Source organism: Pseudomonas typographi, assembly GCF_014694385.1.
Classification (GTDB): domain Bacteria; phylum Pseudomonadota; class Gammaproteobacteria; order Pseudomonadales; family Pseudomonadaceae; genus Aquipseudomonas; species Aquipseudomonas typographi.
The window spans coordinates 89,743-115,973 of record NZ_JAAOCA010000022.1 but is presented as its reverse complement, the minus strand read 5'-3'; the positions used below and the strand labels follow the sequence as shown (position 1 = coordinate 115,973).

Here is a 26,231-nt window from a genome sequence, read left to right as displayed (position 1 = left end):
CCCCTACCCCTACCCCTTGCCCTCGCGTTGATGCTCTGTGCCTGCGGAAAGGGCGAACCGCTGCTGCCGCCAGATGCAAAGCTGCCCGATGGCGGGCGCTACCGGGGTGAGGTCGTGGGTGGGCTGCTGCAGGGCCAGGGGCGTATCGACTACCCCAATGGCAGTGGCTACCAGGGCGGCTTCAAGGACGGCCAATACGATGGCAATGGCCAATGGCACGGTAGCGATGGCCAGGTTTACCGCGGCCAATTCCGCGCGGGCCTGTTCGAAGGCGAAGGCAGCCTCAAGGAGCCGGGGCGCAGTTACCGGGGCGGCTTCAAGCAAGGTGAGTTTTCCGGCGACGGCCACCTTGAGCTGGACGATGGCACCCAATTGCAGGGGCAATTCGCGCACGGCAAGCTCAACGGTGAAGGTGTGCGCAGCGATGAAGTCGGCAACCAGTTCAGCGGGCGTTTCACCAACGGTGAGTTGCAAGGCCATGGTAACTTCAGCAATGCCGATGGCGACCAATACACCGGTGGCTTCAACAATGGCCACATCGAAGGCCGTGGGCGCTATGAAACCCAAGCGGGCGATGTGTGGGTGGGTGAATTCAAGAACGGCGCGCCCAACGGCAAGGGTGAGTTGATCGGCGCTGACGGCAGCCATTACGTGGGCGACTTCGTCGACTGGCACTTTAACGGTAACGGCCGCCTGGCCCTGGCCGACGGCACCCAGTACCAGGGCCAGTTTCAGAACGACAGTTACCACGGCCAGGGCACCCTGACCCACCAGGACGGCCATGTAGAAAGCGGCTACTGGGCCAACGGCCAACGTATACGCGACGAGCGCGGCCGCCTATTGCCCGATCCGCTCGAAGTGGGCTTACTCAACCAGGGGCGGTTGCTCGATGCCGCGCTGGCACAGGTTCCGCCATCGACCCCGGCCCTGGAACTCTACAGCTTGGTGGTGGCCGGTGATGGCCAGCAAAGCGTGTTCCTGCGTGAGGCCGATTACGTGACCCGCTTGCTGGCCACACGCTTCGGCGCCCGCGGCCAGGTCACGCTGGTGAACCACCGTGACCACCTTGGCGACCGCCCCATGGCCAGCCGTGAAACCCTCAGCCGTGCGGTGCAGGTACTGGCCCAACGTACCGGCCCGGAAGATTTGATTTTTATCTACCTTACCAGCCATGGCAGCCACGACCACGAGCTGGTGCTAGACCAGCCACGCCTGCAATTGAGCGACCTGCCCGCCGACGAGTTGGCCTCGGTGCTGGCGCCGTTAAAGCAGCGCGACAAGGTGGTAGTCATTTCGGCCTGTTATTCCGGCGGGTTCGTACCGGCCCTCAAGGACGCCCACACCTTGGTGATGGCCGCCTCGCGGGCCGACCGGGTATCGTTTGGGTGCTCTGAAGAGGCCGATTTCACCTATTTTGGCGATGCCCTGTTCGCCCAAGCGCTGAACCAAACCGACGACTTGCGGGAAGCCTTCACCCGGGCCAGCGCCATCGTCGCCCAGCGCGAGGCCGCCGAAAATTTCGAGGCCTCCGAGCCGCAACTGTGGGCGCCAAAGGCGGTGCTCGAGCACTGGCAGCGCTTGCGCGGGCAACAAGCCAGCCGCGCCTTGCAAAGCGCTTGGGCCAAGGACGTGAAACTCCCGGCCACCCGCTAAGCTCAAAACAGAGGCCTACAGGAGGGAACCGCAGATGTATCTCACACCGCAGCACATCTTATTGGCCGGTGCGACCGGGCTGACCGGCGAGCATTTGCTCGACCGCGTGCTCAGCGAACCTACCGTATGCCGAGTACTGGCCCCTAGCCGCCGGCCGCTGGCGGCACATCCGCACCTGGAAAACCCGGTGGGTGACCTGGGGGATTTGCTGCCCCAGCTCAATGGCCAGGTCGACATCGCCTTCTGCTGCCTGGGCACTACCCTCAAACAGGCCGGCTCGCAGGATGCCTTTCGCGCAGTGGATCATGACTTGGTCGTGGCCTTCGCCGCCCGTGCCCGCGAACTAGGCGCGCGCCACCTGCTGGTGATCAGCGCCGTCGACGCCGCGCCAGAGGCCTCGTTGTTTTTCAACCAAGTAAAGGGGCAAATGGAGCGATCGCTGCAGGCACAAGGCTGGCCGCAGCTCACCCTCGCCCGGCCTTCGCTGTTGTTGGGCAACCGTGCCGCGCCGCGCCTGGCCGAACAGCTGGCCGGCCCTTTGTCACGGATGATCCCGGGCAAATACCACGGCATCGAGGCGCAGCACTTGGCGCGCGCGCTGTGGCGGCTGGCGCTGGAAGAGCAAGCCGGTGTGCGGGTGGTGGAATCGGATGAATTGAGAAAGCTTGGAAAGTAACCGGGGCGTTGGCAAGCGCATGCTGCAAGGGCAACAGCTATGCACCCATTTTGGCGAGTGCGTAGCCGTTAGTGCCGGTTGAAGCTTCCGCCGCCCCGCAGGGTTGGCGTTATAACCCCCCTTGCGCCCGGTAATTCACCCCGAGCGAGACCAGCAGCGCCAATGGCAACACCACCGTGTCAAACACGGCGCTGGCCGGCAAGTCCAGCTGTGGCCAAGCCGGCGCCTGGGCGCCGAAACGATCTTTGGCGCAGCAGCCCCCCTGTAGCGCATACCAATCCAGGCGGGTGCCGGAATACACCAACGGCGCGCCGGGCTTGGCCGCATCGAGCGTGCGCAGGCTGGCGCAGCCGGTGAGCAGCGCCAGCGCCAGGCAAAACAGCGCACCCTTATGCTTCATTCGTCGCCCCCCAGGTGATGTTCGCCCCAGCGCGGCAGCATGTCTTGGGGGATGTCGAGCAGGTTGAGCACCCGCGCGACCACGAAGTCAATCAGGTCGTCGATGGTTTGCGGCTGATGATAAAAGCCCGGCGACGCTGGCAAAATGGTCGCCCCGAGATTCGACAGCTTGAGCATGTTTTCAAGGTGGATGCTCGAATACGGGGCCTCACGCGGCACCAGGATCAACTGCCGGCGCTCTTTGAGCGCCACATCGGCAGCACGCTCGATCAAGTTGTTACACGCCCCGGTGGCAATCGCCGACAGGGTGCCCGTGGAACAGGGCACCACCACCATCGCCGAAGGCGCACCGGAACCAGACGCCACGGGCGACATCCAGTCTTCTTTGCCGTACACGCGGATTTGCCCGTTGGCCGCCCCGGTGTACTCGGTGAGGAATGCCTGCATCGCTTGCGGCTTGGCCGGCAGCGTGACATCGGTTTCAGTGGCCATCACCAATTGCGCGGCCCGCGAGATCAAAAAATGCACTTCGCGGTCTTCGCTGACCAAGCAATCGAGCAGGCGCAGGCCGTACTGTGCGCCGGAGGCCCCGGTCATGGCCAGGGTTACGCGTTGCGGGCCCGTCATCGCAAGGCCTCGGCCAGCTTTTGGTGCAGCCCGCCAAAACCGCCGTTGCTCATGATCACCACGTGGCTGCCCGGGGTCGCTTGGGCGCGAACTTGCTCGATGATCGCCTCCAGGCTGGTGGCAACGGTGGCGGGGGGTTGGCACTGGGCAGCGGTGGCGGCAAGGTCCCAGCCCAAGTTGGGCGGGCCGTACCAGATCACCTGGTCGGCGTCGCGCACGCTGTCGGGCAGGCCATCACGGTGCGCACCTAGCTTCATGGAGTTGGAGCGGGGTTCGATGATGGCGATCACCGGCGCCCGGCCTACACGTTTGCGCAAGCCGTCGAGGGTAGTGGCGATGGCGGTGGGGTGGTGGGCGAAGTCGTCATAGAGTGTAATGCCGCGCACTTCGGCGATTTTTTCCATGCGCCGCTTCACGCTCTTGAAGGCGTTCAGCGCTTCGATCGCCACAGCGGGTAGCACGCCCACATGGCGTGCCGCGGCTAAGGTGGCCAAGGCATTGGCGACATTATGCTGGCCGGCCAGCGCCCACGCCACGGTGCCCTGCGGCGCGCCGCCTAACAGCACCTCGAAACGCGAACCGTCGGCCTGTAACAACCGCGCCTGCCATTGGCCCCCCTCTCCGGTGGTTTGCACCGGCGTCCAGCAGCCCATCTCCAGCACCCGCGCCAGCGCAGGTTCGGTAGTAGGGTGCACGATCAGCCCTTCGCTGGGCACGGTGCGCACCAAATGGTGAAACTGCCGCTCGATGGCCGCAAGGTCGGGGAAGATGTCCGCATGGTCGAACTCAAGGTTGTTCAGGATCACTGTGCGCGGGCGGTAATGGACGAACTTCGACCGCTTGTCGAAAAACGCGCTGTCGTATTCGTCGGCCTCGACCACGAAAAACGGCGTGCCCCCCAAGCGCGCCGACACGGCGAAATTCTGCGGCACACCGCCAATCAGAAAGCCCGGCGCCATGCCGGCGTGTTCCAACACCCACGCCAACATGCTGCTGGTGGTGGTTTTGCCGTGGGTGCCAGCCACTGCCAGCACCCAGCGCCCTTGCAGCACGTGGTCGGCCAGCCACTGCGGGCCAGAAACATAAGGCAAGCCGCTGTTCAGCACATATTCCACTGCCGGGTTGCCACGCGAGAGCGCATTGCCGATAACCACGAGGTCGGGTGCCGGGGCTAGGTGCTCCGGCGCATAGCCCTGCATCAGCTCGATCCCCTGGGCCTGCAACTGGGTGCTCATTGGCGGGTAAACGTTAGCGTCGGAGCCGGTGACGCGATGCCCCTGCGCCTTGGCCAACACGGCCAGCGACCCCATGAAGGTGCCGCAGATACCAAGAATGTGAATATGCATGTTCGACCTCGGAAAACCTTGCCGCAGGGTAGCCCAAGCGGCAAGAAATCTCACGCGGGGTTTACCGCGCCAGGCCGTGGCGATGCAGTTTTCGGTACAAGGTATTGCGGCTGATACCCAGGCGCTGCGCCACCCGGGTCATATGCCAACGTTCTTGGTCCAGCACCTTGACCAGCGCCGTGCGCTCGGCATCCGCCAACGGCGCTGGGGCGCATACCTGTGCCTGCTGCTCGCGCACGTGCGCCGGCACATCCTGCAGGCGAATAACCCCACCCTCGCACAGCGCCGCGAGGGTGCGCAGCACCGTCTTGAGCTGGCGCACATTACCGGGCCAGGCATAGGCCAGCAGCGCTTCGCGCGCCGGGCCGGCTAGGCGCAGGCCTGTGCCGGGGGCCAACTGGCCGAGCAGGTGCTCGATCAATTCGGCTTTATCGCTACGCTCGCGCAGTGGCGGCAGCTCGATGGCCAGGCCATTGAGGCGATAGTAGAGGTCTTCGCGAAACTCGCCATTGGCCACCCGCTCGCCCAAGTCCTGGTGGGTCGCGCTGATAATGCGCACATCCAGCGGCTGCGGCGTGCCGCCGATGGGCACCACTTGGCGGTCTTCCAGCACCCGCAACAGCCGTGTTTGCAGGGCCAGCGGCATGTCGCCGATTTCATCGAGCAGCAGGGTGCCCCCGTCGGCCTCCAGCAGCTTGCCCCGCATGCCGTGTTTATGCGCACCGGTAAAGCTACCGGGCCGGTAGCCGAACAACTCACTTTCAATCAGGTTTTCCGGGATCGCCGCGCAATTGAGCGCCACGAACGGCTCGGCCACGCGCCGGCTGGCCCCGTGCAAGGCGCGGGCGAAGGCCTCTTTGCCCGAACCGGTTTCACCCTGGATCAGCAACGGCACATCGTGTTCGTACACTTTAAGGGCCCGGCGCAACTGCTCGGCCACCCGCCCATCAGCCAGGCACCAAGCGCCGGCAGCCGGCGCCACCTGCGAGCTTGGGCGCGCCAAAGGGATGCGCTGGGCCAGCGGCGGCGCCCCTCGCACGCAGCCATACAGGGTACGCACACCGTGTTGGTATAACGGCCAACGCGCCGTGGGCTGTTGGCAGGCCCTGGCGAATAGCTCGCCCAGGCGGCAATCGAACAGTGCCTCCACGCTGTGCCCGAGCACTGCACTACGCGGCAAGCGCAACAGGTTCAGCCCACTGGGGTTGGCCGCCAGCACCCGGCCCGCTTCGTCGAAGGCCAGCAGCCCCTCGCTGAACGACCCGGGCGGCTCTGCCTGGAGGTGAAAGCGCAACAGCCAGTGCTGCTCAAAGTGGCGCAAGAAATAGGCATTTTCGATGGTCTTCGCCGCCAGGTTCACCAGGGTCATGGTGTGGAACTGGTGTTGCCGCGATACCTGCTCGCGGGCAGAGGACACATCGAGCACCGCCAACAGCTCGCCGGCCGGGTCGAACACCGGGCTCGCCGAGCACGTGAGGCCGGTGTGCCGGCCACGAAAATGCTCAGCCTGGTGAATGCTCACGGCTTGGCGCTCGACCAAGCAGGTGCCGATACCGTTGGTGCCTTCACTCGCTTCGCTCCAGTCTGCGCCCAACCATAGCCCTGCCTGTTCGAACACCCGCCGCTCACTGGCGGCGGTGATGCAATTGAGGATCACACCGCGGGTGTCAGTGAGCAGCACCGCATGGCCAGCACCGCAAAGCTGCTGGTGCAACTGGTTCATTTCGCCGTCGGCCACCTGCAGCACGTGGCGCAGGCGCTCGCGCGCCTCTAGCACACGGCCGTGCTCAAGTACGCTTGGAGCAAGCGCCTGGGTCGGGTCCAAGCGGTAATCGAGCAGGCAACGCCGCCATGAGCGGGCGATGGAGGGGTCGCTGGCCGGGTCCGGCGCCTGGCCGTGGGCCACGGTGAGAACGTGCCGCGCGTGGCGGCTCAGGTGGTCGCTGTGCATAGGCTTATGGCTTCGCTCGAGCGGATAGAAGGCAGCATGGCCCAGCCACGCCGTGATGCCAGTGTGCATGGCACCCATGAGCTAAAGCCATGCTTCGAAAGTAGTACATTTTGTAACCCAACGCTGGTGCGTTTATGCCACAACCACCCGCCGGAATTACCCTGGCACACCCGGCTGCCGCGCCTAGCGGCGCTGGCCCAACCTTTGCTCTAGACTAATAACACCACAGCGCGTGTTCTCGTTAATAAGAAAAAGCCAGGAGACATCTACCATGCGTTACGCACATCCAGGTACAGAAGGTGCCAAGGTTTCCTTCAAAAGCCGTTACGGAAACTACATCAACGGCGAATTCGTAGCCCCAGCCGAGGGGCTGTATTTCACCACCACCTCGCCGATTAACGGCAAGCCTATCGCCGAATTCCCTCGCTCCACTGGCAAAGACATCGACGCCGCACTGGATGCCGCCCATGCTGCCGCCGAAGCCTGGGGTGGCACCTCGGCCCAGGCGCGCTCGCTGGTGCTGCTGAAAATCGCCGACCGCATCGAGCAACACCTTGAAACCTTAGCCATCACCGAAACCTGGGACAACGGCAAGGCCATCCGCGAAACCCTGAATGCCGACATCCCCTTGGCCGCCGACCACTTCCGCTACTTTGCCGGGGCCTTGCGCGCCCAGGAAGGCACGGCCTCGGAAATCGACGGCAACACCGTGGCCTACCACATTCATGAACCGCTCGGCGTGGTGGGGCAGATCATCCCGTGGAACTTCCCGATCCTGATGGCCGCCTGGAAATTGGCCCCAGCGCTGGCAGCGGGCAACTGCGTGGTGCTCAAGCCCGCCGAGCAAACCCCGCTGGGCATCACCGTACTGTTGGAGCTGATCGGTGATCTGCTGCCGCCGGGGGTGCTCAACGTGGTGCAAGGCTTCGGCAAAGAGGCCGGCGAAGCACTGGCCACCAGCAAGCGCATCGCCAAGATCGCCTTTACCGGCTCGACCCCGGTCGGCTCGCACATCCTTAAATGCGCGGCGGAAAATATCATCCCCAGCACGGTTGAACTGGGCGGCAAGTCGCCAAACATCTTCTTCGAAGACATCATGCAGGCCGAGCCCAGCTTCATTGAAAAAGCCGCCGAAGGGGTGGTGCTGGCCTTCTTCAACCAGGGCGAGGTATGCACCTGCCCATCGCGGGTGCTGGTGCAAGAGTCGATCTACCCGGCCTTCATGAAGGAAGTGATGAAGAAGGTCGAGCAGATCAAGCGCGGCGACCCCTTGGACACCGACACCATGGTCGGCGCCCAAGCCTCGCAGCAGCAGTTCGACAAGATCCTGTCGTACCTGGAAATCGCCAAGCAAGAAGGCGCCGAACTGCTCGCAGGCGGGCAGGTGCAGAAGCTTGAAGGCGACCTTTCGACCGGCTATTACATCCAGCCGACGTTGCTGAAGGGCAACAACAAAATGCGCGTGTTCCAAGAAGAGATCTTCGGCCCGGTGGTAAGCGTCACCACCTTCAAGGATGAAGCCGAAGCGCTGGCCATTGCCAACGACACCGAGTTTGGCCTGGGTGCCGGTTTATGGACCCGCGACATCAACCGCGCTTACCGCATGGGCCGCGCCATCAAGGCTGGCCGCGTGTGGACCAACTGCTACCACCTGTACCCGGCCCACGCCGCCTTCGGCGGCTACAAGAAGTCCGGCATCGGCCGTGAAACCCATAAAATGATGCTCGATCACTACCAGCAAACCAAAAACCTGCTGGTCAGTTACGACATCAACCCGATGGGTTTCTTTTAAAGGCCAGGCAGGGCCAGTTACAAGCCGCAAGGCCTCCTGGCGGCTTGTAACTTATCGGTGGCCACGCTGCCGTTACCCCTCTTACTTGCCCCAAGCCTGCGACATGGGCGCCACCTGGCCCTATAATGCGCGCTCTGCGCCCGCGCTGTAGCGGGCGCGGCACACAGGTGACGCACATGGATTTCAACCCCCTGGACCTTATCCTGCATCTCGACGTTTACCTCGATATGCTGGTCAACCAGTATGGCGCCTGGATCTACGCCATCCTGTTCGCCGTTATTTTTTGCGAAACGGGCCTGGTGGTGACCCCATTTTTGCCAGGCGATTCGCTGTTGTTCATCGGCGGCGCCGTGGCCGCCAGTGGCGGCATGGACCCAGTGCTACTGGCTGCGCTATTGACAGCCGCCGCGGTGTTGGGCGACAGCACCAACTACGTAATCGGTCGCACTGTAGGCGAGAAGCTGTTCAGCAACCCGCGTTCGAAGGTCTTTCGCCGTGATTACCTGGACCAAACCCAAGCCTTCTACGCCCGCCATGGCGGCAAAACGGTCACCCTGGCGCGGTTTCTGCCGATCGTGCGCACCTTTGCACCGTTCGTGGCCGGCATCGGCAAAATGCCCTACCCGCGCTTTCTGGCCTTCAGCGTGCTGGGCACGGTGTTCTGGGTGGGTGGGCTGGTCGCGCTGGGCTATTTCTTCGCCAACGTACCGTTCATCAAGCAGCACCTGACCGTGCTGATCCTGGCGATTATCGCGCTGTCGCTGCTGCCCATGATCATCGGCCTGGTGCGCTCGCGTATGGGCCGCGCGGCACAACCTCGCTGATGTGGCCTTTCAGCGCCTGGCGCCGGCGCCGCGCACTGGCACGCTACGCCATCTCCGACATGCTGTGGGCGCAAGCGCGCGAGCGCCTGCCGATACTCGACGGCCTGACCGCCGAGCAATACACACGCCTGCGTGAGCGGGCCGCGTTGTTCCTCAACGACAAAACCCTCACCACCCTGCCCGGCGTCGACCTGGACGACGCCGGGCGGGTGCACCTGGCCGCCCTGGCGCAACTGCCACTGTTGCAGTTGGGGGAATTGAACTGGTACCAGGGCTTTCATGAAATCGTGTTGTACCCCGACGATTTCGTAAGCCCCCAGCGCTACCGCGACGCCGCCGGCATCGAGCATGAGGGGAACGCCGAGCACAGCGGCGAGGCGTGGCAACAGGGGCCGGTGATCATGGCCTGGTCGGGCGTGCTGGCCAGTGGTAAGTGGGAGGACTACAACCTGGTGGTGCATGAGCTAGCGCATAAGCTCGACATGCTCAACGGCAGCGCCAATGGCCTGCCGCCGCTGCATGCCGGCATGCATGTGGAGGATTGGGCCGAAGCCATGCAGCACGCCTTCGACGACCTTAACCACCGGTTAGACGCACACCCCCATGCAAAAACGCCGATGGACCCCTACGCGGCAGAAAACCCGGCGGAATTCTTCGCCGTGACCAGCGAATACTTCTTCAGCGCGCCCGACCTGCTGGAGCGGGCCTACCCAAAGGTGTACGCCCAACTGCGGCTTTTTTACCGGCAAGACCCATTGGCGCGGCTGCGCCAACTCAACACCGCCTCGGCCGCCACCCACCCGCAGCACTAACCTGGCGCGGGGCGGTCCGATGCGTGGCGCACGCAGGCGTATCGGCCTATAATCGCCGCCACTTTCGCCGGTAACGGCCAAAACGATCCGACTGATTAACGGGGGCAATACCCATGAGCTACAGCAAGATCCCAGCGGGCAAGGACCTGCCGAACGACATCTACGTCGCCATCGAGATCCCCGCCAACCACGCGCCGATCAAATACGAAATCGACAAAGACAGCGACACCCTGTTCGTCGACCGCTTCATGGCCACCCCGATGTTCTACCCGGCCAACTACGGCTACATCCCCAACACCCTGGCCGATGACGGCGACCCGCTCGATGTGCTGGTGGTCACCCCGTACCCGGTTACGCCGGGTGCAGTGATCCGCGCCCGCCCAGTGGGCGTGCTGCACATGGACGACGAAAGCGGCGGCGACGCCAAGATCCTGGCCGTACCCCACGACAAGCTCAGCCAACTGTACGTTGACGTGAAGGAATACACCGACCTGCCCGCCCTGCTGCTGGAGCAGATCAAGCACTTCTTCGAAAACTACAAAGACCTGGAAAAAGGCAAGTGGGTCAAGGTCAAGGGCTGGGCCGACGCCGACGCCGCCCGCGCCGAGATCACCAAGGCCGTGGCCGCCTACAAGGGCTGAGTCGTCCGCCGCGGGAGTGCATTGAGGGCAGTTGCGCTGGCAACGCCCCGCCCAGGTAGGTATCATCACGCCCCACATCACGGCCCCATGCCGTCGGCAGCCCGCCTACCACAGCGGTGCTGTTTCCCTCATCGGCCCTGGCGGCCGAGCACCTGTTAACGGCGGGTAAGGGTTATCACGAATAACCCAAGCCCGTCCGCGAGAAGCCGGCCACAAGCCGGCTTTTCAATGCTCCACTGAATGACACCCTGGTCTTTGGGCAGCTTCTGCGGCGTGGCTGGTTTCAGCCTATTGACTCGGTCTGACCATAACCTCGGCCCATCGGCAGCCTGAATGGCGAATTCCGCCTTGCCATTTCACCCCACTCCAACAATGAAGTGGGGGTAGCGAACACGATCAGGCCCGCCCGCGACAGCGGATACCGCTGGCTTGCATCAGAAGGCTGGCAGTTGTCACGCTTGCGCCGGGTAGGGTAACGACTGAACGAACCGCCACTGCACTCCGAACCCCGCAGCGGGCGGGATGATGACTTCTCCGTCGCGCCCGGTGTCGTATTGCACCCCTACGCTATCTAGGTGAGCGCCGACCGCTTGGGTGTCGTTGACCAGATAGGTCAGCCCCAGATAATAATCCTCGCCTTGGGCCACCCGGGCCCACAGCGCAGTGTCGGCCACCGGCGTCAAAAACTCGAGGAGGGTATCGGCCAAACGGATATAGGTGCTCTGCGCCCCGGTCACCGGGTCGACGCTGGTGGCGATCGGTTCGCCTTCGAGGATTTCGGTATAGAGCCTGGCTGCGCGTGGCAGGTCGGCCGTCACGATCGTGTGGTGGGAAGTCAGCAGTAGCCCCAGCGGGTCATCGGCCTCCAGCACCGGGCCGCGCCAGTCCGAGCGCAAACGCAAATCGGCCTTCTCGGAGTACTTGGCCCAGTGCCTTTGCCCGGTCTGCTGGAACTCGTAGCGGATACCGGTATCTTCAGGCTCCGTGAAACCGGTAAAGACGTCGGGAAGGAACGAAGACGTCGGCGGCTTTTGCGACGTAATACGCTCGCCCCGCTGATCATGGGAGCGAATGCCGTGTTCGGCCAACCTGGCGAACATCCCCACCGCATCATCGGTATACCAGCCAAGCCCGATCATGCCCTCGGGTTTGTCCTGGTAGCGCGTTTGGCCTTTCAACGCGCCTTGCGCATGCAAGGAGGGACAAAGGAAAACCCAATGCACGTCGCAGATGAACGCGAAGAAGGAATAATTAACCGGGTAGTCCGGATTAAGTGCCGCGAGGTCGAGGGTTTCTTCCCAACGCAGCGGCGCACGGTTGAACACTCGGCGAAACCAGTCGCGAGCGGCGTCCAGGTCATGGACGCCGACGGTGGGATGATAAAGGGCTGCGACTCGGGCAGGCATCAGTGATCTCCTAACGGATTATTGTGGGGTAACGCAGGGTGGTGCGAAGTCACCTTTGCGCCGGTGACGTCATATCGATAGGGGCCGAGGAACAGCAGCGAAAACGCGGAAAGTACGGTAAGAACGAAGATCAAGGCGCCAGCCACTGTGTAACTGGAGGTAATTGAATAGGTGTAACTCAACAGGCCAACGCCTAAAGCCCCGCCTTGGGCAAAAAGGAAAATGACGATTCCCAGTGCCTTTGCGTATGAATTTTTATCGATGTACCGGCTGATGATGTATGCCGCAATATCGCCTTCCGCACCCAGGCCCAAGCCCAGCAAAACCGCACCGCCGTACAGTACGGGTACCTGCGCCGTCTGAGTCAACACGACGACGCCCGCGGCACACAGTAGAAATATGGAGCACGCCAGGAAGGGGGCGAACAAGCGATCGAGCAGGTACCCAACCACGAGCCGCGAGGCAATCGAGCTGATACTTGCCGTCGACAAGATCGAAAGCGCTGTAACGCGCGCTATGTGATGGTCGGTGCAGATAGCCACGATCTGCGAGAGCATCCCGTAGGTCGCCGCCGACACCAGCAAGATGGAAATACTGATGAGCCAAAGCGAGCGCTGCTTGAGCAATGCCCCTAAGGGCTCGCCGATGCCCTTGCCGCTGGACCGGGCCGTGACACGCGCGGTGTCCCATGCCCGCGGCATTCTCAGCACGGCGCCATAGGCCACCACCGGAATCAGACCGCAGAGCAGCCCCACGACTGCGAATGTCCAACGCCAGCCGTAAGCGCCGAACAGGCCATTGATCAGGAACGGCATCAGGGTGCCGCACAGCCCGAGCCCTACGTTAATGATGCCCAACGCCAGGCCACGTTTGTCGTCGAACCAGGCCCCGACCACCACCGAGTAGACCGACGGCCCAACGGCCCCTGCCCCTACCCCGGAGATTGCACAGCAAGCATAGAAGAACCTCAGGTCGTTGGGCGATAGCCCGATCAGCCCGATGCCGAGGCCGAACATCGCTGCCGCAGGAATCGCGACCTTCCGGATCCCGTATCTACTGACCAGAAAACCGATCAGCAGCACGCTGATACCATCGACCACGGTAAAGAGGGTCAAACCCGACACCAATTCCAGACGGCTCCAGCCAAACCCGGCGGTCAACGCCGACCCCAGCACATTGAATAGAATGTTCACGGTGTTGACGCCTACCATCAGCGCCACGAAACAGGAAACTACATACCACCACTTGTTAATGGGATCCGGGGAAACCTGCACGCCCATTGTCTTGGTCGTCGCCATATCGATCGCTCTTATTATTGTTGGGAATCAGGGAGGTAGGCGGCCCTCACGAAGGCATGAAGGCGCCACCATTGATATCCATCACTGCACCCGTGGTGAACCCGGCCGCGTCAGAAAGCAGGTAAGCCACAGCGCCGGTGATTTCTGCGGGCTGGCCATAGCGCTGCGCGGGAATCTTCGCTTGGCTCAGCAGCGCTGGATCGACCTTGCCGCTTTGCGGGGTGATGATCACCCCCGGCGCGATGACGTTAGAGGTGATACCAAAGCGCGCGGACTCCCCGGCAATACTGCGGCTCAGCCCGATCAGCCCGGACTTGGAAGCAGAAAAACTGGACGGAAAGACTTCCGAGAATGTCCGGCCACCGCGCGAGGCGATATGGATGAGGCGCCCCCAACCCCGTTCACGCATGTGCGGCAAGGCCGCGCGGGATAACAGAAACGGCGCAATCAGATTGATAGCCAGCACATTCTGCAAATGGTTTCGGTCAATTTCATCGATCGACAAACGTTGCCCATCGCGACCATACGAAGAAATCCCGGCATTGTTGATCAGTGCATCGCAGCGCAAGGTGCCTTCGCTGACTTCTTTGCACAATGCGTCCAACTGCGCCTCGTCGGCGAGGTCGCATTGGCGGGTCTGGGCCTGGTACGACGCCAGCCCCAGCAGCTCGGGCAGTTGGCCAATGGTGCTGCTGCGGTCAACCAGAATCAGCGACCAACCCGCCTCGGCCAGGCACGCCGCCATGTCGCGACCCAGCCCGCCGTCAGCACCAGTGATCAGCACAGTCTTGCCGTTGGTTGTCATGATGTATCTCCAATAGTTGAAGTAAAAAACCTTGCCGCCAGCGGGCCGAGCAAGCCCACGCCTCAACGCGTTAGGGCGGCCCAAGCCGGCATCGTGACCCTTGGGTCCGCCGGTGCCAGCCGCCGAGTGAAACCCCAGGTCACGCCCATGCAATCACGCGGGTCGGTGCGGATGATGTCGGCCTCGTCCAGCGTGGTGCGGATGTCACAAGCGTTCAGATGCGCCCGCACTTTATCCAGGTCTTGCACCAGCAAGGTGATGGAGTCAAAGGTGTCTGCCGCGGCGGCATCGACAGGCGCGGTGCCCCGTGGCCCCACCAGTTCGATGACGGTATGTGCGCAGAAGACGCAATGAGCATCTCCCGCGCCAGCAGCGTCCCGCGCTTGCCCGAGATACTGGCCATCGAGTACCTCGGTGAACAGCCACTTCGCGCGCTCGATGTCGACGGTGGAAAGGGTTTGCCAGGCGCACCCTATGATGCCCAGCGGGTCTTGTGGCGAAGCCGACGCAAGATGCCAGCCGTCACCCAGGCGATGGTCAACGTGGGCGAAACGATCCTTGGAGGCGCCCAGTATCTCGGAGAACGTATGTGGAAAGCCGGCTTCATCGGCTTTCATCGACATCAGGGTGAACTCATCGGTCAGCAGTGAACGGGCGAACCGCCCGCCTCTGACCGGCTGGCCCGCCTGGTCGATCAGCGTCAGGCCCTTTGCTTCGATAGCAGCGGCGAACGCACTGGAGTTTTTCACCCACCAACTGATCCCCGACAGGCCCGAATGCTCGCCCCACGGCACGGCGTCACCGTCGACCTTGTACAGCGCCGGGCAGATAACGTCATGCACCACTTCACCGATCATGATCCAGAAGGAATAGTCCACCGGGTACTCGGGCGACAGCTGGCTCAAGTCCCAGCGCTCGGCCCAGGTCACGCGATGGCGGCCGAAAACCCGTTGGAACCACTCCCCTGCTTGTTCGAGATCATCGACCAACTGAGTCGGGTGGAACATCCATGGCAGCTCATAGCCTGGCCGCGAATTGTGCATAGCAGATACCCTCGAATGGAAATAAGTGGATAGAACAACCGCACCCTGCGATTGCCGCCTATTTGAAGCTGTAGGTGTATTGAATAATCAGGCGATGCTCATCCAGCCCGACGACGGCGTCCGAGCGCACCGATGCATGACGCCACCGTACCGTGAGGCTCCTCAACGGGCCGCTCTGCACGGTGTAACTGAGGTCGAGATTACGCTCCCACTCTTTGCCGTTCCGGCCGTTGACCCGGAAACCATCGCCGTGCAGGTAGCGCGCGAACATACGCAGCCCGGGGACGCCGTAAGCCGCGAAATCCAGGTCGTAACGGGCTTGCCAGGACTGCTCGTGAGCGCGATTGAAGCCCAGCACCATCACCCCATTAGCCATCGCTACGTCTGTCTGTACGATTTGCGGGAAATCGGTTGCTCCCCGGCTTTCCTGATAACCGAGGCGAAACGTGTGCCCTTGCGAGGAGGCGCTGAACATGTGGGTCGCCAACTGGTTATCGATGTTGCCAGCGCGTTGCGACCCGGCGTCACGGTTGTTGAACCACCCTAGGCTTGCCCCCCATTGCCACCCTTTAAAAGAGGTTTGGGCGATCACATTATAAAATTCCTGGCTATAGATGTTTTCAAGTTCATCGTGCCAAACCTCCAACTGCAAAGAAGGACTGACCTTGTATTGCACGGCGGCGTAACGAAAGTCATCACTCTGTGCCGTCGACGTATAAATGTGCAGCTTTTCATTAGCGTTGGTAGAGGCACGATAGCTGGTGCCCGAGAAATGCCCCAACTGCAGGGTCACCGGTTCGAAGTCCTTCACCACCAGCATGTACCCGCTGAATGTCTGGGGCAGCAAACGCAAGTCGCTGGAGGTCAGGATGGGCAACTGCGGCCGTAGTTCGCCGGCCTGTAATTGTGTGCCCGCATAACGCACCTTGGCGATGCCGCTCAGTTGCGAATATTCGCCTGGCCCCGTATTGCCAAAGACATTGGGTAACAGGCCGGTATTGGAGCGCGAGCGGCCCGTGTCGAGTTTCACACCCAGGGAAGCATTGGCTTCCAGCGCAAAACCCACGGCGCCTTCGGTCCACCCCGACTGAGCGGTAAAGAGGAACCCCTGGGCCCACTCTTCTTTCTTGGACTGTGCGACACCGCGCGAGCGATAATCACCATTGATGTAGAAATTCCTCATTTGCAACGTGTATTGAGCATCGTCCACAAAGGCGGCGTTCGCCACTGTAGACAGGCCACTGCATCCGAACCACATAGCTACAAACTGAACTTTATTGATTTTATAATTCACGAGGGCATCCGCGTTTTGCTTATTTTTGTATCGCGTTTGTCGCGTCTGGTGCGCACGGCGGCGCACCTTTTATTTACCGGCCATGATCGAGCGTTGCTTGCTAATTAACGGTAACTGCAGCCACTGGCGTTAACTGAGTTGAGCCTGTGGTACCGCAAGCGGAGCCGATTGCTCGCCTGCCCCCGAGCCGCTGGCATGGCGGGCGATGATGTAACCGAAGGTCAGGGCCGGGCCCAAGGTAGTACCAGGCCCTGGGTAAGTACCCTTCATAACCGACTCCATGTCGTTGCCGCAGGCGTAAAGCCCTGGCATCACGGTGCCCTGCGCAGTGAGTACCTGGCCGTGCTCGTTCACTGCCAGCCCAGTGCTGCCGGCGATTTCTGCCGGCCATACCGCCAAGGCGCAAACAGGCCCTGGCAATAGCGGCGCTAGGCATGGGTTCGGGGTCACGGCGGGGTCGCCATTGAACCGGTTGAGCTCGGTGCTGCCCTTACCGAAATCCGGATCGACCCCCTTCGCCGCGTTATCGTTATAACGCTTGACGGTGCGTGCCAACGCGTCGGGGCTCAAGCCGATCAGCGCCGCCAGTGAACGCAGGTCGTCGGCCAGCTTCAGGTAGCCTTGCTCGGCAAACTTCTTGACCTGATGCTCGCTGGCACCCGGCGGGACCAAGCCCAAGCCGTAGTGCTTGATGAAGGCTATGGTGCAGATCAGATACGCCGGTACAGCGTCACCACCGCAGGCAAGCATGGCGGTGACGAAGTCATGGTATGAGTTCGCCTCGTTGACGAAGCGCTCGGCCTTGGCGTTAACGGCAATCAACCCCGGTTTGGCACGGTCGAGCGACAGATGCGGGAACACGCCCTTGCTACCATCCTTGCGCGTCGTATCGGATACCGGCGTCCAGAACCCTCCTGGGCTATGCTCGGCTACATTGACATGCGCGCCAACCCGCATGGCCGCTTCAATACCTTCTCCCTGGTTGGTTTCGCAAGCTACCGAGCGCGGGACTGCATAGGGGATGAAGGCTTTGCGCAGTGCCGAGTTACGCGCGAAACCGCCGGTGGCCAGCACCACGCCATGGGTGGCGCGAACACGACACAGCTGACCTGCGGCGCTTTCCAACACGGCGCCGAGCACCTGGCCGTTGTCTTGCACCAGTTCCTTTAGGCCGGTGTCGAACTGCACTGGGGTCTGTGCGTCCAGGAGGCTGGCATACAGCCTGGCGACCAAGGCATTACCCATGGTCAGGCGCGTGCCGCGTGGATAGCGAAGCCGATCAAACAGGAAGCGCGCGAACAGTTTCCCCGAATAGACGAAATTGGACAGCGACTTGAAGCGGCCCACCAAGCGCGGGATATCGTCCTTGCCCACCATCATGCCGCCGAAGATCAGGAATTCCGGAATGGGCGCACGCACGTTCTTGAACTGGCTGCCCAGTTGGCGACCGTCGAACGGCTGAGGCACCAGTGCGCGCCCGAATACCGCCGACCCGGGGCGGTCCATGTAGTCGGGATGTTTGCCGCAACTCACCAGTTGCACTTGCGTATTGGCCATGTAGAAATCGATCGCATCCGGCCCTGCGCTCAAAAACGCTTCGCGCGCGGCCCAACCGTAGTCATTGCCTACCAGTTCACGCAAGTAGCGCCGGCCGTCTTCGACGCAGTCGTGGTAGCCCGCGGCGATGCCCTGCCTGTTGCCGGGGATCCACAGCGTACCGGCCGAGGTCGATGCAGTACCGCCTACTTGAGCGGACTTTTCCACCAAGCGAACGTTCAGCCCCTGGAGGGTGGCAACCAGCGCCGTCGCCATACCGGCGGCGCCCGCGCCGATAACCAGAAGGTCGACTTCGTCATCCCACTGCGGTGATGCTTTCATAGTCATGGTGCTCTCTCGGACAGGGCGGCTTATTGCTGCTTGAGGCATTCAAGGACGTTCCAGTCATACAACCAGCCGATCGCCGAATAGAACTCTTCCTGAGTCCGCCCGACCCACAGGGAGTTGCGCACGGTGCGCTCTACCCCCTTGGCGTGATAAAGCCGGCCCATCTCGCGCGTCGACCACACCACGCGCGCGGTGCGGGGGATGCGCACCGACTCATAGGCGCGAAAGGCCGCCTCTAGATCGTGATTGCAGGCTTTGACCGCCTCGCCCAGGGTGACCGCGTCTTCCAGCGCCATGCAGGCACCTTGGGCCAGGTACTGGCTCATCGGGTGCGCGGCATCGCCGAGCAGGGTCGCGCAGCCCTCGCCCCAACGCTCCAGCGGCTCCCGGTCAGCGGTGGCCCAACGGCGCCACGAAGTCGGGGTGTCGAGGAGTTTCGCCGGGGTGGGATGGATACCGTCGAAATAGGACATGACTTCTTCCTTACTGCCGTCGCGCACGCCCCATTGTTCTTGCTCACGGCTGTGGAAGGTCACCACCAGGTTATATTGCTCACCGCCGCGCAACGGATAATGCACGAGGTGACAGTGGGGGCCGGCCCAGAGTACCGGGGCATTGATACGCAATTCCTCGGGCATGTTGGCTTTGTCGACCACAGCCCGGTACACCACATGGCCGGTGACCCGGTGGGTATCGCCAAGCAGTTTTTCCCGCACCACGGACTTCACCCCGTCGCAGCCGACGACCGCATCGGCTGCGTAATGGCGGCCATTCTGGTCAACCAGCGCAACGCCAGTGTCGTTCGTTTCCATGCTGACGATGCGCGTAGACGTCTGAAAACTGATCAATGGATCCTTCTCCACCGCCTCCAGGATGGTGCGGTGGATATCGGCGCGATGAATCACGCCGTAGGCATTGCCGAAGCGCTGGCGGAAGGCTTCGCCGACCTCGATGCGCACCACTTCGGTGGCATCCACGGCGTCCATCATGATGATATGGTCGGTGAACACCGAACGCTGGCGAGCGGTATCACCTACGCCGAGGGCGTCCAATGCCGCGTAGGCGTTCGGGCCCAGTTGGATGCCAGCGCCAATCTCGGCGATTTCGTCGGCCTGCTCCAACAACTCGACGAAGATGCCTTGGCGGGTCAGCGCTAGCGCAGCGGCCAAGCCACCTATACCGCCGCCGACAATGATGACTTTCTGGCTTTCTATGTTGTTATTGTTCACTTCATCAGTCTCCAGAAAAACAAAGCGCTTACTTGACGTAATCTGGTTGGTTTTCAGGCGCCGCTGCCTGGAATGCCGGATGGGCCATGCAGTGCCGATAGATCGCTAGCGTCAGCTCGAAACGTTTCAGGTCACACCCCATGCGCAACGCATTCGCCACTTGGGGTACCAGGCAGCAATCGGCCAATGTCGGCGCATCGCCGAAGCAATAGGCGCCGTGCCCATGGCGCGCCAGCAATGTTTCCAGCGCTTGCATCCCTTGCTCGATCCAATGCTGATACCACTGCGACTTCTGCTCGGCGCTGACGCCCAGGGTCTTTTCCAGATAGGCCAGCACCCTCAGGTTGTTAAGCGGATGAATGTCGCAGCTGATCAAGTACGCGACCTCCAAGACCCGCGCTTTTTCTTCCACCGCCTGCGGAATCAGTGGCACACCGCCGCAGTGACTGTCGAGGTACTCGATGATCGCCAACGACTGGCGCAGCAGCAGGCCCTCATCGGTCTGCAACATGGGTACGCTGCCGGCCGGGTTGACCTCCAGATACCCCGGCGTGCGCTGCTCCCCGGCCCGAAGGTTGACCGGTAGGTACTCATAGCCTTGGCCTTTGAGCGCCAGCGCAATGCGCGTGCGATAGGAAGTCGAGCTGTTGAAAAAACTATAAAGTTGCATAGCAGGTCCCCGCGGTATGCGTGTGAAGCGCCTCGCCCAGCGGCTGCCCGTTCACAGCGGCGGGACCACCTGCACGCTGAGGGTGTCCAGCGAACCGACACCGCCCGTCATCAACTGGCCAGCCACTACCGGGCCTACGCCTTCGGGGGTACCGGTCATGATCAGGTCACCTGGGCACAACTCGAAGAATCTCGACAGATAGGCGATGGTTTCAGGTACTGACCAGATCAAATGCTGCAGCGAGCTGCGCTGCTTGTCCTGGCCATCCACCTGCAGCCAGATCGGCGCGGTAGCGGCTTCGCTGAAGTCGTCGCGGCGGGTCAACGGGGCGATCGGTGCCGAGCGGTCGAAAGCTTTGCCAAGCTCCCACGGGCGGCCCATCTCGCGAGCACCCACTTGCAGGTCGCGGCGCGTCATGTCCAGGCCCACGGCGTAACCCCAAATATGCTCGTTGGCTTGCGCCAAGGGGATATCGCGCCCGCCTTTGCCCAGTGCTACCACCAGTTCGATCTCGTAGTGATAGTTATTGGTTTCGCTCGGATAAGGCAGCTCCAGTGTTTGCCCCGCCTGTACGGGGACGACGGCGTCCGCGGGCTTGCAGAAAAAAAAGGGCGGCTCACGATCCGGATCGAAACCCATCTCCCGTGCGTGGGCGGCGTAGTTACGGCCCACGCAATAAACACGGCGTACAGGGAAGGTATCGTCACTGCCACTGATGGCCAGGGCCGTCACCGCAGGGGGGGGCAAAATGTATGTCATCGTGTACTCCTTATTTTATTGGCGGTCAGGCGAGATCGCGCGATTCACGCCAGATACCCGCTGCTTGTTGTACCGGCCGATCGGAAAAACTGAACAGCACACACGCTTCTTGGGCTTCGAAGTTGATCGGGCTCCAACTCGGCGCAATGAAGGTGTCTTTGGGGCCAAACGCCAAGCGTTGCCCGGCGATAACCGCCACACCACTGCCCTCTACCACCGAGAACACGGTGGCATCAGTGCTGCGATAGGCCGCACCGTGGAAACCGCGCGGCAGCAACTGCATGAAGGTGGCCATGGTGGGCATCGGCGCCCCCCCCGTTTCCGGGTTGACATAGCGCAACTTGACGCCGTCGCAGGGGTCGACCTGCTCATGCTGGAGCAAGGTATCCAACGCTTCGCGAGTGCGGGTGTAGGGGTAATTGAAGATGGGCGAAGACCGCGAGCCGGGGGCGTGGTTGACAGGCAACATGTTGTGGCCGAAGCGCGCGAGGCTGGTGCCTTCAGGCCGGCTCAACGGCTGGGCGTCGACGTCGTGATTCTGCGCAAACCCGGCGTCGAAGAAACGCACCAGGGGAATGTCCAGGCCGTCCAGCCAGATAACCGGCTCGCCGCCGTCGGCCTCCGGCGGGTTACCGTGGTCATGCCAGGCCCAAGAAGGCGTGATGATGAAATCGCCTGGCGACATAGTGGTTCGCTCGCCGTTGACCGCGGTGTAGGCCCCCTGCCCCTCGACCACGAAGCGTAAGGCCGACTGGCTATGGCGATGGCTCGGTGCGATTTCACCGGGCAGGATCAACTGCAACCCGGCATAGAGGCTCGAGGTGATCGACGCCTGCCCCCGTAGCGCGGGGTTTTCCAGGACCAATACCCGCCGCACGGCTTCTTGCGCACTGATCAGTTCCCCTGCCTCCATCAGGTACGGACGCACATCGCCATAGCGCCACAGTGCCGGTACACAGGCGCCGGCGGGCTCTCGAGGAACGAGGTTGTGCAATTGTTCCCATAACGGAAAGAGGTTGATTTTATCGATGCGCTGGTAGAAGGCCTCGCGCACCCCATTGCTGTTGTTATTCATGGGCACCTCTTGCGGTTGTATCGCGGCCAGTGCATGCCTGCACCATTGCGCGATTGAAGTAGGCCGATTATCTGCGCCCAACCCATGCCCGAATAATGGTATTTTCTGATACACCCATATAGTTTTTAATATGCCGCGGGCCATACCCACGCAGTACCCTTTCCGACCATCACAAGGTGTGAACATGAGCCATGACTGGACTCGCCGAATTCGCCTGCAACACCTGCAACTGCTGGTCAGCCTGGTAGAAACGGGCAGTATCAGCGAGGCCGCGCGCACAAGCTTCAGCACCCAGCCGGCGATGTCCAAATGGCTCAAGGAGCTGGAAGACGACGTTGGCGCGCCGCTGTTCGAGCGCCATGCGCGCGGCCTCAAACCGACGCAACAGGGCAACCTGCTGCTGGTGCATGCGCGCCGAGTGCTTAGCGAGATGGATCGCGCGCAACGCAATCTATTGGCCGTCCAAGCGGGCAACGCGTGCCAGATAGTGGTCGGTACAACCCCTGCATCAGCGCCGAATCTGGTCCCGGCAGCGATCATGCAGTTGCTGACCAAATACCCTCAGGCGCGTGTCGAACTGCAGGAAGGCAGCATGGCGCAGCTACTGGCCAAGCTTGAACTCGGGCAAGTCGACCTGGTGATCGGGCGTATGGACAGCGTTGCGCCACGGGCCAACTTGCGCAGTGAGCTGCTCTACGACGAGGCCATGAAAATCGTCTGCCGGCCGGGCCACCCGCTGGTGCGCGAGCGCGAATTGACCTGGGAAAAACTCTATGGCTATGAATGGATCGTGTGGGCCGAGGGCACACCCATCCGCAGCAAGCTAGACCTGGGGCTGGTACGGGCTGGCATGGGGCCGCTACCTATCCGCGTCGAGTCGTCATCCATGATCGGCAACCTCTGGCTGTTGCAATACAGCGATATGCTATCGGTCGCTTCGGAGCGCGTGGCAACCCATTTCACGGGGCAGAAGCTGATGGTGTCGCTTGATTTTCCCCTAGACGCCATGGGATGGCTTGGCATGTGCTGGCGCGATGAGCCTGAAGCCGACCAGGCGCTATCCATCCTCATGGACGAGTTGCGCGCTTTGGCCAACCCGGCGCAATGGCGTACTGAGTGACCCAGCCAGATGTGCATAGCCAAGCTAACCAGAAGCTGGCTTTCATGGCTTTTAACCGGCACGCATCCAGCCAGGCCACTGCAGCCTAATGTGGCGCTTCAGAAGCTCGCACGGGCGTTCAAGCGGCGAAAACGTACAGCCGACTTTTGCAACACCGCACTGCTACATCGCGGGCTTCAGCTATTCCAATAGCAGGTGCTGTTCGATATGATTCGAATGCCCCCGCCAATGAAGTGAAGGGATCACTCAATGAAACCAAGCACCGACTGAGTCATTTCTTCCGTCGTAGGCATGTTTTCCCGGGTAAAGGTTGCCGTCGCCTTTTCCAGTGCATTCAAGACGGTGTTCGCGCCCTCTTTCTCACCGAGATGCTCAAGCATCATCGCCGTCGACCAAATAGCCGCGACGGGGCTTGCGATGCCTTGCCCCGCGATATCGGGTGCGGACCCATGTACTGGCTCGAACATCGATGGCCCTGCCGAGTCCGGGTTGAGATTGGCGGACGCAGCGTAGCCCAGGCCGCCTTGAATGGCAGCGCCCAAGTCAGTAAGGATGTCGCCGAAAAGGTTTGAGGCAACCACAACATCCAGGCTTTCCGGATTCATAACGAAGCGCGCCGCGATAGCGTCAATGTGATACCGGCTGACCACCACATCGGGATATTCTTGGGCCAGTTCGTCAGTTACCTCGTCCCACATCACCATCGTGTATTTTTGCGCATTGGATTTGGTCACCGATGCCAATTTTCCACTGCGCTTACGCGCGGCTTCAAAGGCATAGCGCAAGATTCGCTCAACACCATGGCGGGTGAAAATCGACGTCTCTACCGCCACTTCTTGGTCGGTCCCTTGATGGATCCGGCCGCCGGCCCCGCTGTATTCCCCTTCGGTATTCTCTCTAATGCAGAGGATGTCGAAACCTTCTTTGCGTAATGGCCCCGCCACACCCGGGAGCAAGCGATGTGGCCGCACATTGACGTACAGATCGAACTGTTTGCGAATCGGCAAAAGAAGCCCATGCAAAGAGACGCTATCAGGCACCTTTTCCGGCCAACCCACCGCGCCCAGCAGAATGGAATCAAAACCGCGTAGGGTCTCGATACCGTCAGCAGGCATCATGTAACCGTGTTCAAGATAGTACTCACATGACCAAGGCAGCCATTCGCCCACCAACTCGAACCGGTGAAGCCGGGCTACTTTTTGCAACACTCGCCACGCCGATTCGGTGACATCGACACCAATACCGTCCCCGGCGATCAAGGCAATCTTGTAACTGTTCATCGGGTACTCTCTGGACGATCAAAACTGGCAAGTGTCGCCGCCGTCAGTTGAATTTCTACCAAATAGCCATGATGAAGCTCTGGAACGGGGACAATAACGCGCGCGGGTTTATGCGCCTGCAGATACTGCGCGTAGATTTCATTGAACGCCGGCCAGTACTTCACCCCGGCGATATACACGGTACTTTGCGCAACCTGCGCCCAGGTGCAACCTGCCGCTTGCAGGATTTTTTCGCACAACACCATCGCCGCGTGCGCCTGCGCTACAAAATCCGCCTCGGGCGCGACTGTCACCGGGAGCACCCCGGACACATAGACAAGGTCGCCAACCTTCACGGCATGAGAGTAGTGACCCGCCGGGGCCGGCACGCCGGCGGCGGTAATGCACTGGAGGGAAGCGCTTTTGCCTTCAGGGGTTGTCATATTCGTTCCTTACTGCACCGCGGCGGTTGAAAAGAATCGCTCGACCAGCCGTGCCCAAAAGGCAGCGCCTGTGACCAGATTTTCGTCGTTGAAGTCGTAACCGGGGTTATGCAACATTTTGTTCAACTGCGCAGCGCCATTGCCAATGCGAACCAGGCAGCCAGGGCGCGCTTGCAGCATATAGCCGAAATCCTCGCTGCCCGTTTGCACGTCCATGTTCCCGTCAACCTGGTCATCGCCGACCAATTCCGCAGCAACCTGCAAAGCGAACCTCGTTTCCCACTCGCTATTTTTGACGACCGGGTAACCCTCGACATAATCAATCTCGGCACTGAGGCCCAGGCTAGCTGCCTGAAGTTGCACGATGTCGGTGATACGGTTGCGCAACAGGGCACGAACGGTCGGATCGAAGCTGCGCACGCTCAGGCCCAGCGTGACTTCGGAAGGAATCACGTTCAGCGCCTTGCCGCCCTGAATGGTACCAATGGTCACAACCGCGGTCTGGTCAGGCGGCACGTTGCGCGCCACCACGGTTTGCAGGGCCATGACGATGCTTGCGGCGCCCACTACGGGATCCTGCGCCAAATGCGGCCGGGCGGCGTGGCCACCCACGCCCTTGATGGTGATGAACACCCGGTCACCGGCAGCCATGAACTCACCGCTGCGGCTCATGAACTGCCCGGCCGGCCTTCCCGGATGGTTGTGCATGGCAAATACAGCATCGCACGGGAACCGGTCGAACAACCCGCCCTCCACCATTCGCTTGGCGCCGCTGTCGAACCCGCGCTCTTCCGCCGGTTGGAAAATCAGTTGCAAAGTGCCATCGAAGCGCCGGGTAGCTGCGAGAAACTGCGCCGCTCCGAGCAACATCACCATGTGACCATCATGGCCGCAAGCATGCATCTTGCCGGGGTGCAGGCTGGCATGGCCGAAAGCGTTTTCTTCCGTGATGGGCAGCGCATCCATGTCCGCCCGCAAGCCGAGGGTGCGCTGCGAATGCCCCAGCTTCAATGTGCCGACAACACCCGTGCCGGCCACGCCCGTCGTTACTTCAAAGCCCCATTGCGTCAACAATGCAGCAACGGAAGAGGCCGTATCAAACTCCTCGAATGCCAACTCCGGGTGCTGGTGAAACTGCCGGCGCAAGGCAGTCAGCTCGGCACGCCGCGGTTCCAGATCAGCCAATGTTACATATTTGTCGTTCGCGTTCATGTAGTCGCTCATA

General features: G+C 61.6%; 24 protein-coding genes. 7 read left to right on the top strand and 17 right to left on the bottom strand.

Annotation, left to right across the window (positions count from 1 at the left end; all coding sequences use genetic code 11):
* Both HAQ05_RS17830 and HAQ05_RS17825 read left to right on the top strand, forming a co-directional pair.
* Positions 1–1,653 (top strand): C13 family peptidase (locus HAQ05_RS17830; protein ID WP_190422966.1); only part of this gene is annotated, 1,653 nt, incomplete at its 5' end.
* A 34-nt stretch (positions 1,654–1,687) separates the two neighbouring features.
* Positions 1,688–2,329: a Rossmann-fold NAD(P)-binding domain-containing protein gene (locus HAQ05_RS17825; protein WP_190422964.1), complete on the top strand. Its 642-nt coding sequence runs from the start codon at positions 1,688–1,690 to the stop codon at positions 2,327–2,329.
* 109 nt (positions 2,330–2,438) lie between these two features.
* Here HAQ05_RS17825 and HAQ05_RS17820 read toward each other — a convergent pair whose 3' ends face one another.
* From HAQ05_RS17820 to HAQ05_RS17805, 4 genes are all read right to left on the bottom strand, one after another.
* The gene (locus tag HAQ05_RS17820; protein WP_190422962.1) at positions 2,439–2,729 is read right to left on the bottom strand and encodes a YceK/YidQ family lipoprotein; all 291 of its coding nucleotides are present in this window, start codon (positions 2,727–2,729) and stop codon (positions 2,439–2,441) included.
* The gene (gene ubiX, locus HAQ05_RS17815) at positions 2,726–3,355 is read right to left on the bottom strand and encodes a flavin prenyltransferase UbiX (protein ID WP_190422960.1); all 630 of its coding nucleotides are present in this window, start codon (positions 3,353–3,355) and stop codon (positions 2,726–2,728) included. Before ubiX ends, HAQ05_RS17820 begins: the two co-directional genes overlap by 4 nt.
* The gene (gene mpl, locus HAQ05_RS17810) at positions 3,352–4,701 is read right to left on the bottom strand and encodes a UDP-N-acetylmuramate:L-alanyl-gamma-D-glutamyl-meso-diaminopimelate ligase (RefSeq protein WP_190422958.1); all 1,350 of its coding nucleotides are present in this window, start codon (positions 4,699–4,701) and stop codon (positions 3,352–3,354) included. Before mpl ends, ubiX begins: the two co-directional genes overlap by 4 nt.
* Before the next feature lie 61 nt (positions 4,702–4,762).
* On the bottom strand, positions 4,763–6,652 hold the full coding sequence (locus HAQ05_RS17805) for a sigma-54-dependent Fis family transcriptional regulator (protein WP_190422979.1): 1,890 nt from the start codon (positions 6,650–6,652) through the stop codon (positions 4,763–4,765).
* A 271-nt stretch (positions 6,653–6,923) separates the two neighbouring features.
* Between HAQ05_RS17805 and exaC the strand changes: the two genes are divergently transcribed.
* The 4 genes from exaC (at position 6,924) to ppa (ending at position 10,721) form a co-directional block, all read left to right on the top strand.
* Complete coding sequence (gene exaC / locus HAQ05_RS17800) at positions 6,924–8,444, top strand: acetaldehyde dehydrogenase ExaC (protein ID WP_190422956.1); 1,521 nt, start codon at positions 6,924–6,926, stop codon at positions 8,442–8,444.
* 176 nt (positions 8,445–8,620) lie between these two features.
* The gene (locus HAQ05_RS17795) at positions 8,621–9,268 is read left to right on the top strand and encodes a DedA family protein (protein ID WP_190422955.1); all 648 of its coding nucleotides are present in this window, start codon (positions 8,621–8,623) and stop codon (positions 9,266–9,268) included.
* A complete protein-coding gene (locus tag HAQ05_RS17790; protein WP_190422954.1) occupies positions 9,268–10,080 on the top strand; it encodes a M90 family metallopeptidase in 813 nt (270 codons plus the stop codon). Before HAQ05_RS17795 ends, HAQ05_RS17790 begins: the two co-directional genes overlap by 1 nt.
* Positions 10,081–10,193: 113 nt before the next feature.
* Positions 10,194–10,721, top strand: coding sequence for an inorganic diphosphatase (ppa, locus tag HAQ05_RS17785; RefSeq protein WP_190422953.1), 528 nt, complete (start codon positions 10,194–10,196; stop codon positions 10,719–10,721).
* A gap of 452 nt (positions 10,722–11,173) precedes the next feature.
* Here the strand turns inward: ppa and HAQ05_RS17780 are convergent, their stop codons facing one another.
* From HAQ05_RS17780 to gtdA, 10 genes are all read right to left on the bottom strand, one after another.
* Positions 11,174–12,127, bottom strand: coding sequence for a VOC family protein (locus HAQ05_RS17780; protein WP_190422952.1), 954 nt, complete (start codon positions 12,125–12,127; stop codon positions 11,174–11,176).
* Positions 12,127–13,425: an MFS transporter gene (locus tag HAQ05_RS17775; protein WP_190422951.1), complete on the bottom strand. Its 1,299-nt coding sequence runs from the start codon at positions 13,423–13,425 to the stop codon at positions 12,127–12,129. The genes HAQ05_RS17780 and HAQ05_RS17775 overlap by 1 nt, the downstream gene beginning before the upstream one ends.
* Before the next feature lie 46 nt (positions 13,426–13,471).
* The gene (locus HAQ05_RS17770; RefSeq protein ID WP_190422950.1) at positions 13,472–14,230 is read right to left on the bottom strand and encodes an SDR family NAD(P)-dependent oxidoreductase; all 759 of its coding nucleotides are present in this window, start codon (positions 14,228–14,230) and stop codon (positions 13,472–13,474) included.
* A 62-nt stretch (positions 14,231–14,292) separates the two neighbouring features.
* Entirely contained in the window at positions 14,293–15,273 is a 981-nt protein-coding gene (locus HAQ05_RS17765) for a VOC family protein (protein WP_190422949.1), read from the bottom strand.
* A gap of 58 nt (positions 15,274–15,331) precedes the next feature.
* Positions 15,332–16,567: an OprD family outer membrane porin gene (locus tag HAQ05_RS17760; protein ID WP_190422947.1), complete on the bottom strand. Its 1,236-nt coding sequence runs from the start codon at positions 16,565–16,567 to the stop codon at positions 15,332–15,334.
* 129 nt (positions 16,568–16,696) lie between these two features.
* A complete protein-coding gene (locus HAQ05_RS17755) occupies positions 16,697–18,451 on the bottom strand; it encodes an FAD-dependent oxidoreductase (RefSeq protein ID WP_190422945.1) in 1,755 nt (584 codons plus the stop codon).
* A gap of 23 nt (positions 18,452–18,474) precedes the next feature.
* Positions 18,475–19,680, bottom strand: a complete 1,206-nt coding sequence (locus tag HAQ05_RS17750; RefSeq protein ID WP_190422943.1) for a 3-hydroxybenzoate 6-monooxygenase — start codon at positions 19,678–19,680, stop codon at positions 18,475–18,477.
* A gap of 28 nt (positions 19,681–19,708) precedes the next feature.
* On the bottom strand, positions 19,709–20,350 hold the full coding sequence (gene maiA / locus HAQ05_RS17745) for a maleylacetoacetate isomerase (RefSeq protein WP_190422941.1): 642 nt from the start codon (positions 20,348–20,350) through the stop codon (positions 19,709–19,711).
* Between the two features lie 51 nt (positions 20,351–20,401).
* Complete coding sequence (locus tag HAQ05_RS17740; RefSeq protein WP_190422939.1) at positions 20,402–21,109, bottom strand: fumarylacetoacetate hydrolase family protein; 708 nt, start codon at positions 21,107–21,109, stop codon at positions 20,402–20,404.
* A 25-nt stretch (positions 21,110–21,134) separates the two neighbouring features.
* Positions 21,135–22,184 carry a gentisate 1,2-dioxygenase gene (gene gtdA, locus HAQ05_RS17735; protein ID WP_190422937.1) on the bottom strand — a complete coding sequence of 350 codons (1,050 nt, stop codon included), beginning with the start codon at positions 22,182–22,184 and terminating at the stop codon, positions 21,135–21,137.
* Between the two features lie 184 nt (positions 22,185–22,368).
* Here gtdA and HAQ05_RS17730 point away from each other — a divergent pair, with 184 nt between their 5' ends.
* Positions 22,369–23,304, top strand: coding sequence for a LysR substrate-binding domain-containing protein (locus HAQ05_RS17730; protein ID WP_190422935.1), 936 nt, complete (start codon positions 22,369–22,371; stop codon positions 23,302–23,304).
* 242 nt (positions 23,305–23,546) lie between these two features.
* On the opposite strand, the gene HAQ05_RS17725 is transcribed toward HAQ05_RS17730, so the two are convergent.
* The 3 genes from HAQ05_RS17725 to HAQ05_RS17715 are packed head-to-tail and all read right to left on the bottom strand — an operon-like array spanning position 23,547 to position 26,230.
* A complete protein-coding gene (locus HAQ05_RS17725) occupies positions 23,547–24,584 on the bottom strand; it encodes a tartrate dehydrogenase (protein WP_190422933.1) in 1,038 nt (345 codons plus the stop codon).
* The gene (locus HAQ05_RS17720; RefSeq protein WP_190422931.1) at positions 24,581–25,006 is read right to left on the bottom strand and encodes a RidA family protein; all 426 of its coding nucleotides are present in this window, start codon (positions 25,004–25,006) and stop codon (positions 24,581–24,583) included. The genes HAQ05_RS17725 and HAQ05_RS17720 overlap by 4 nt, the downstream gene beginning before the upstream one ends.
* A gap of 9 nt (positions 25,007–25,015) precedes the next feature.
* A complete protein-coding gene (locus HAQ05_RS17715; RefSeq protein ID WP_420825779.1) occupies positions 25,016–26,230 on the bottom strand; it encodes a M20 aminoacylase family protein in 1,215 nt (404 codons plus the stop codon).
* Position 26,231 lies beyond the last annotated feature (1 nt).

What these genes read in the sequence shown, in the direction of transcription:
- HAQ05_RS17825 (WP_190422964.1), top strand. Translation starts at nt 1,688, where the DNA reads ATGTATCTCACACCGCAGCACATCTTATTGGCCGGTGCGACCGGGCTG.
- HAQ05_RS17820 (WP_190422962.1), bottom strand. Translation starts at nt 2,729, where the DNA reads ATGAAGCATAAGGGTGCGCTGTTTTGCCTGGCGCTGGCGCTGCTCACC.
- ubiX (WP_190422960.1), bottom strand. Translation starts at nt 3,355, where the DNA reads ATGACGGGCCCGCAACGCGTAACCCTGGCCATGACCGGGGCCTCCGGC.
- mpl (WP_190422958.1), bottom strand. Translation starts at nt 4,701, where the DNA reads ATGCATATTCACATTCTTGGTATCTGCGGCACCTTCATGGGGTCGCTG.
- HAQ05_RS17805 (WP_190422979.1), bottom strand. Translation starts at nt 6,652, where the DNA reads ATGCACAGCGACCACCTGAGCCGCCACGCGCGGCACGTTCTCACCGTG.
- exaC (WP_190422956.1), top strand. Translation starts at nt 6,924, where the DNA reads ATGCGTTACGCACATCCAGGTACAGAAGGTGCCAAGGTTTCCTTCAAA.
- HAQ05_RS17795 (WP_190422955.1), top strand. Translation starts at nt 8,621, where the DNA reads ATGGATTTCAACCCCCTGGACCTTATCCTGCATCTCGACGTTTACCTC.
- HAQ05_RS17790 (WP_190422954.1), top strand. Translation starts at nt 9,268, where the DNA reads ATGTGGCCTTTCAGCGCCTGGCGCCGGCGCCGCGCACTGGCACGCTAC.
- ppa (WP_190422953.1), top strand. Translation starts at nt 10,194, where the DNA reads ATGAGCTACAGCAAGATCCCAGCGGGCAAGGACCTGCCGAACGACATC.
- HAQ05_RS17780 (WP_190422952.1), bottom strand. Translation starts at nt 12,127, where the DNA reads ATGCCTGCCCGAGTCGCAGCCCTTTATCATCCCACCGTCGGCGTCCAT.
- HAQ05_RS17775 (WP_190422951.1), bottom strand. Translation starts at nt 13,425, where the DNA reads ATGGCGACGACCAAGACAATGGGCGTGCAGGTTTCCCCGGATCCCATT.
- HAQ05_RS17770 (WP_190422950.1), bottom strand. Translation starts at nt 14,230, where the DNA reads ATGACAACCAACGGCAAGACTGTGCTGATCACTGGTGCTGACGGCGGG.
- HAQ05_RS17765 (WP_190422949.1), bottom strand. Translation starts at nt 15,273, where the DNA reads ATGCACAATTCGCGGCCAGGCTATGAGCTGCCATGGATGTTCCACCCG.
- HAQ05_RS17755 (WP_190422945.1), bottom strand. Translation starts at nt 18,451, where the DNA reads ATGACTATGAAAGCATCACCGCAGTGGGATGACGAAGTCGACCTTCTG.
- maiA (WP_190422941.1), bottom strand. Translation starts at nt 20,350, where the DNA reads ATGCAACTTTATAGTTTTTTCAACAGCTCGACTTCCTATCGCACGCGC.
- HAQ05_RS17740 (WP_190422939.1), bottom strand. Translation starts at nt 21,109, where the DNA reads ATGACATACATTTTGCCCCCCCCTGCGGTGACGGCCCTGGCCATCAGT.
- gtdA (WP_190422937.1), bottom strand. Translation starts at nt 22,184, where the DNA reads ATGAATAACAACAGCAATGGGGTGCGCGAGGCCTTCTACCAGCGCATC.
- HAQ05_RS17730 (WP_190422935.1), top strand. Translation starts at nt 22,369, where the DNA reads ATGAGCCATGACTGGACTCGCCGAATTCGCCTGCAACACCTGCAACTG.
- HAQ05_RS17725 (WP_190422933.1), bottom strand. Translation starts at nt 24,584, where the DNA reads ATGAACAGTTACAAGATTGCCTTGATCGCCGGGGACGGTATTGGTGTC.
- HAQ05_RS17720 (WP_190422931.1), bottom strand. Translation starts at nt 25,006, where the DNA reads ATGACAACCCCTGAAGGCAAAAGCGCTTCCCTCCAGTGCATTACCGCC.
- HAQ05_RS17715 (WP_420825779.1), bottom strand. Translation starts at nt 26,230, where the DNA reads ATGAGCGACTACATGAACGCGAACGACAAATATGTAACATTGGCTGAT.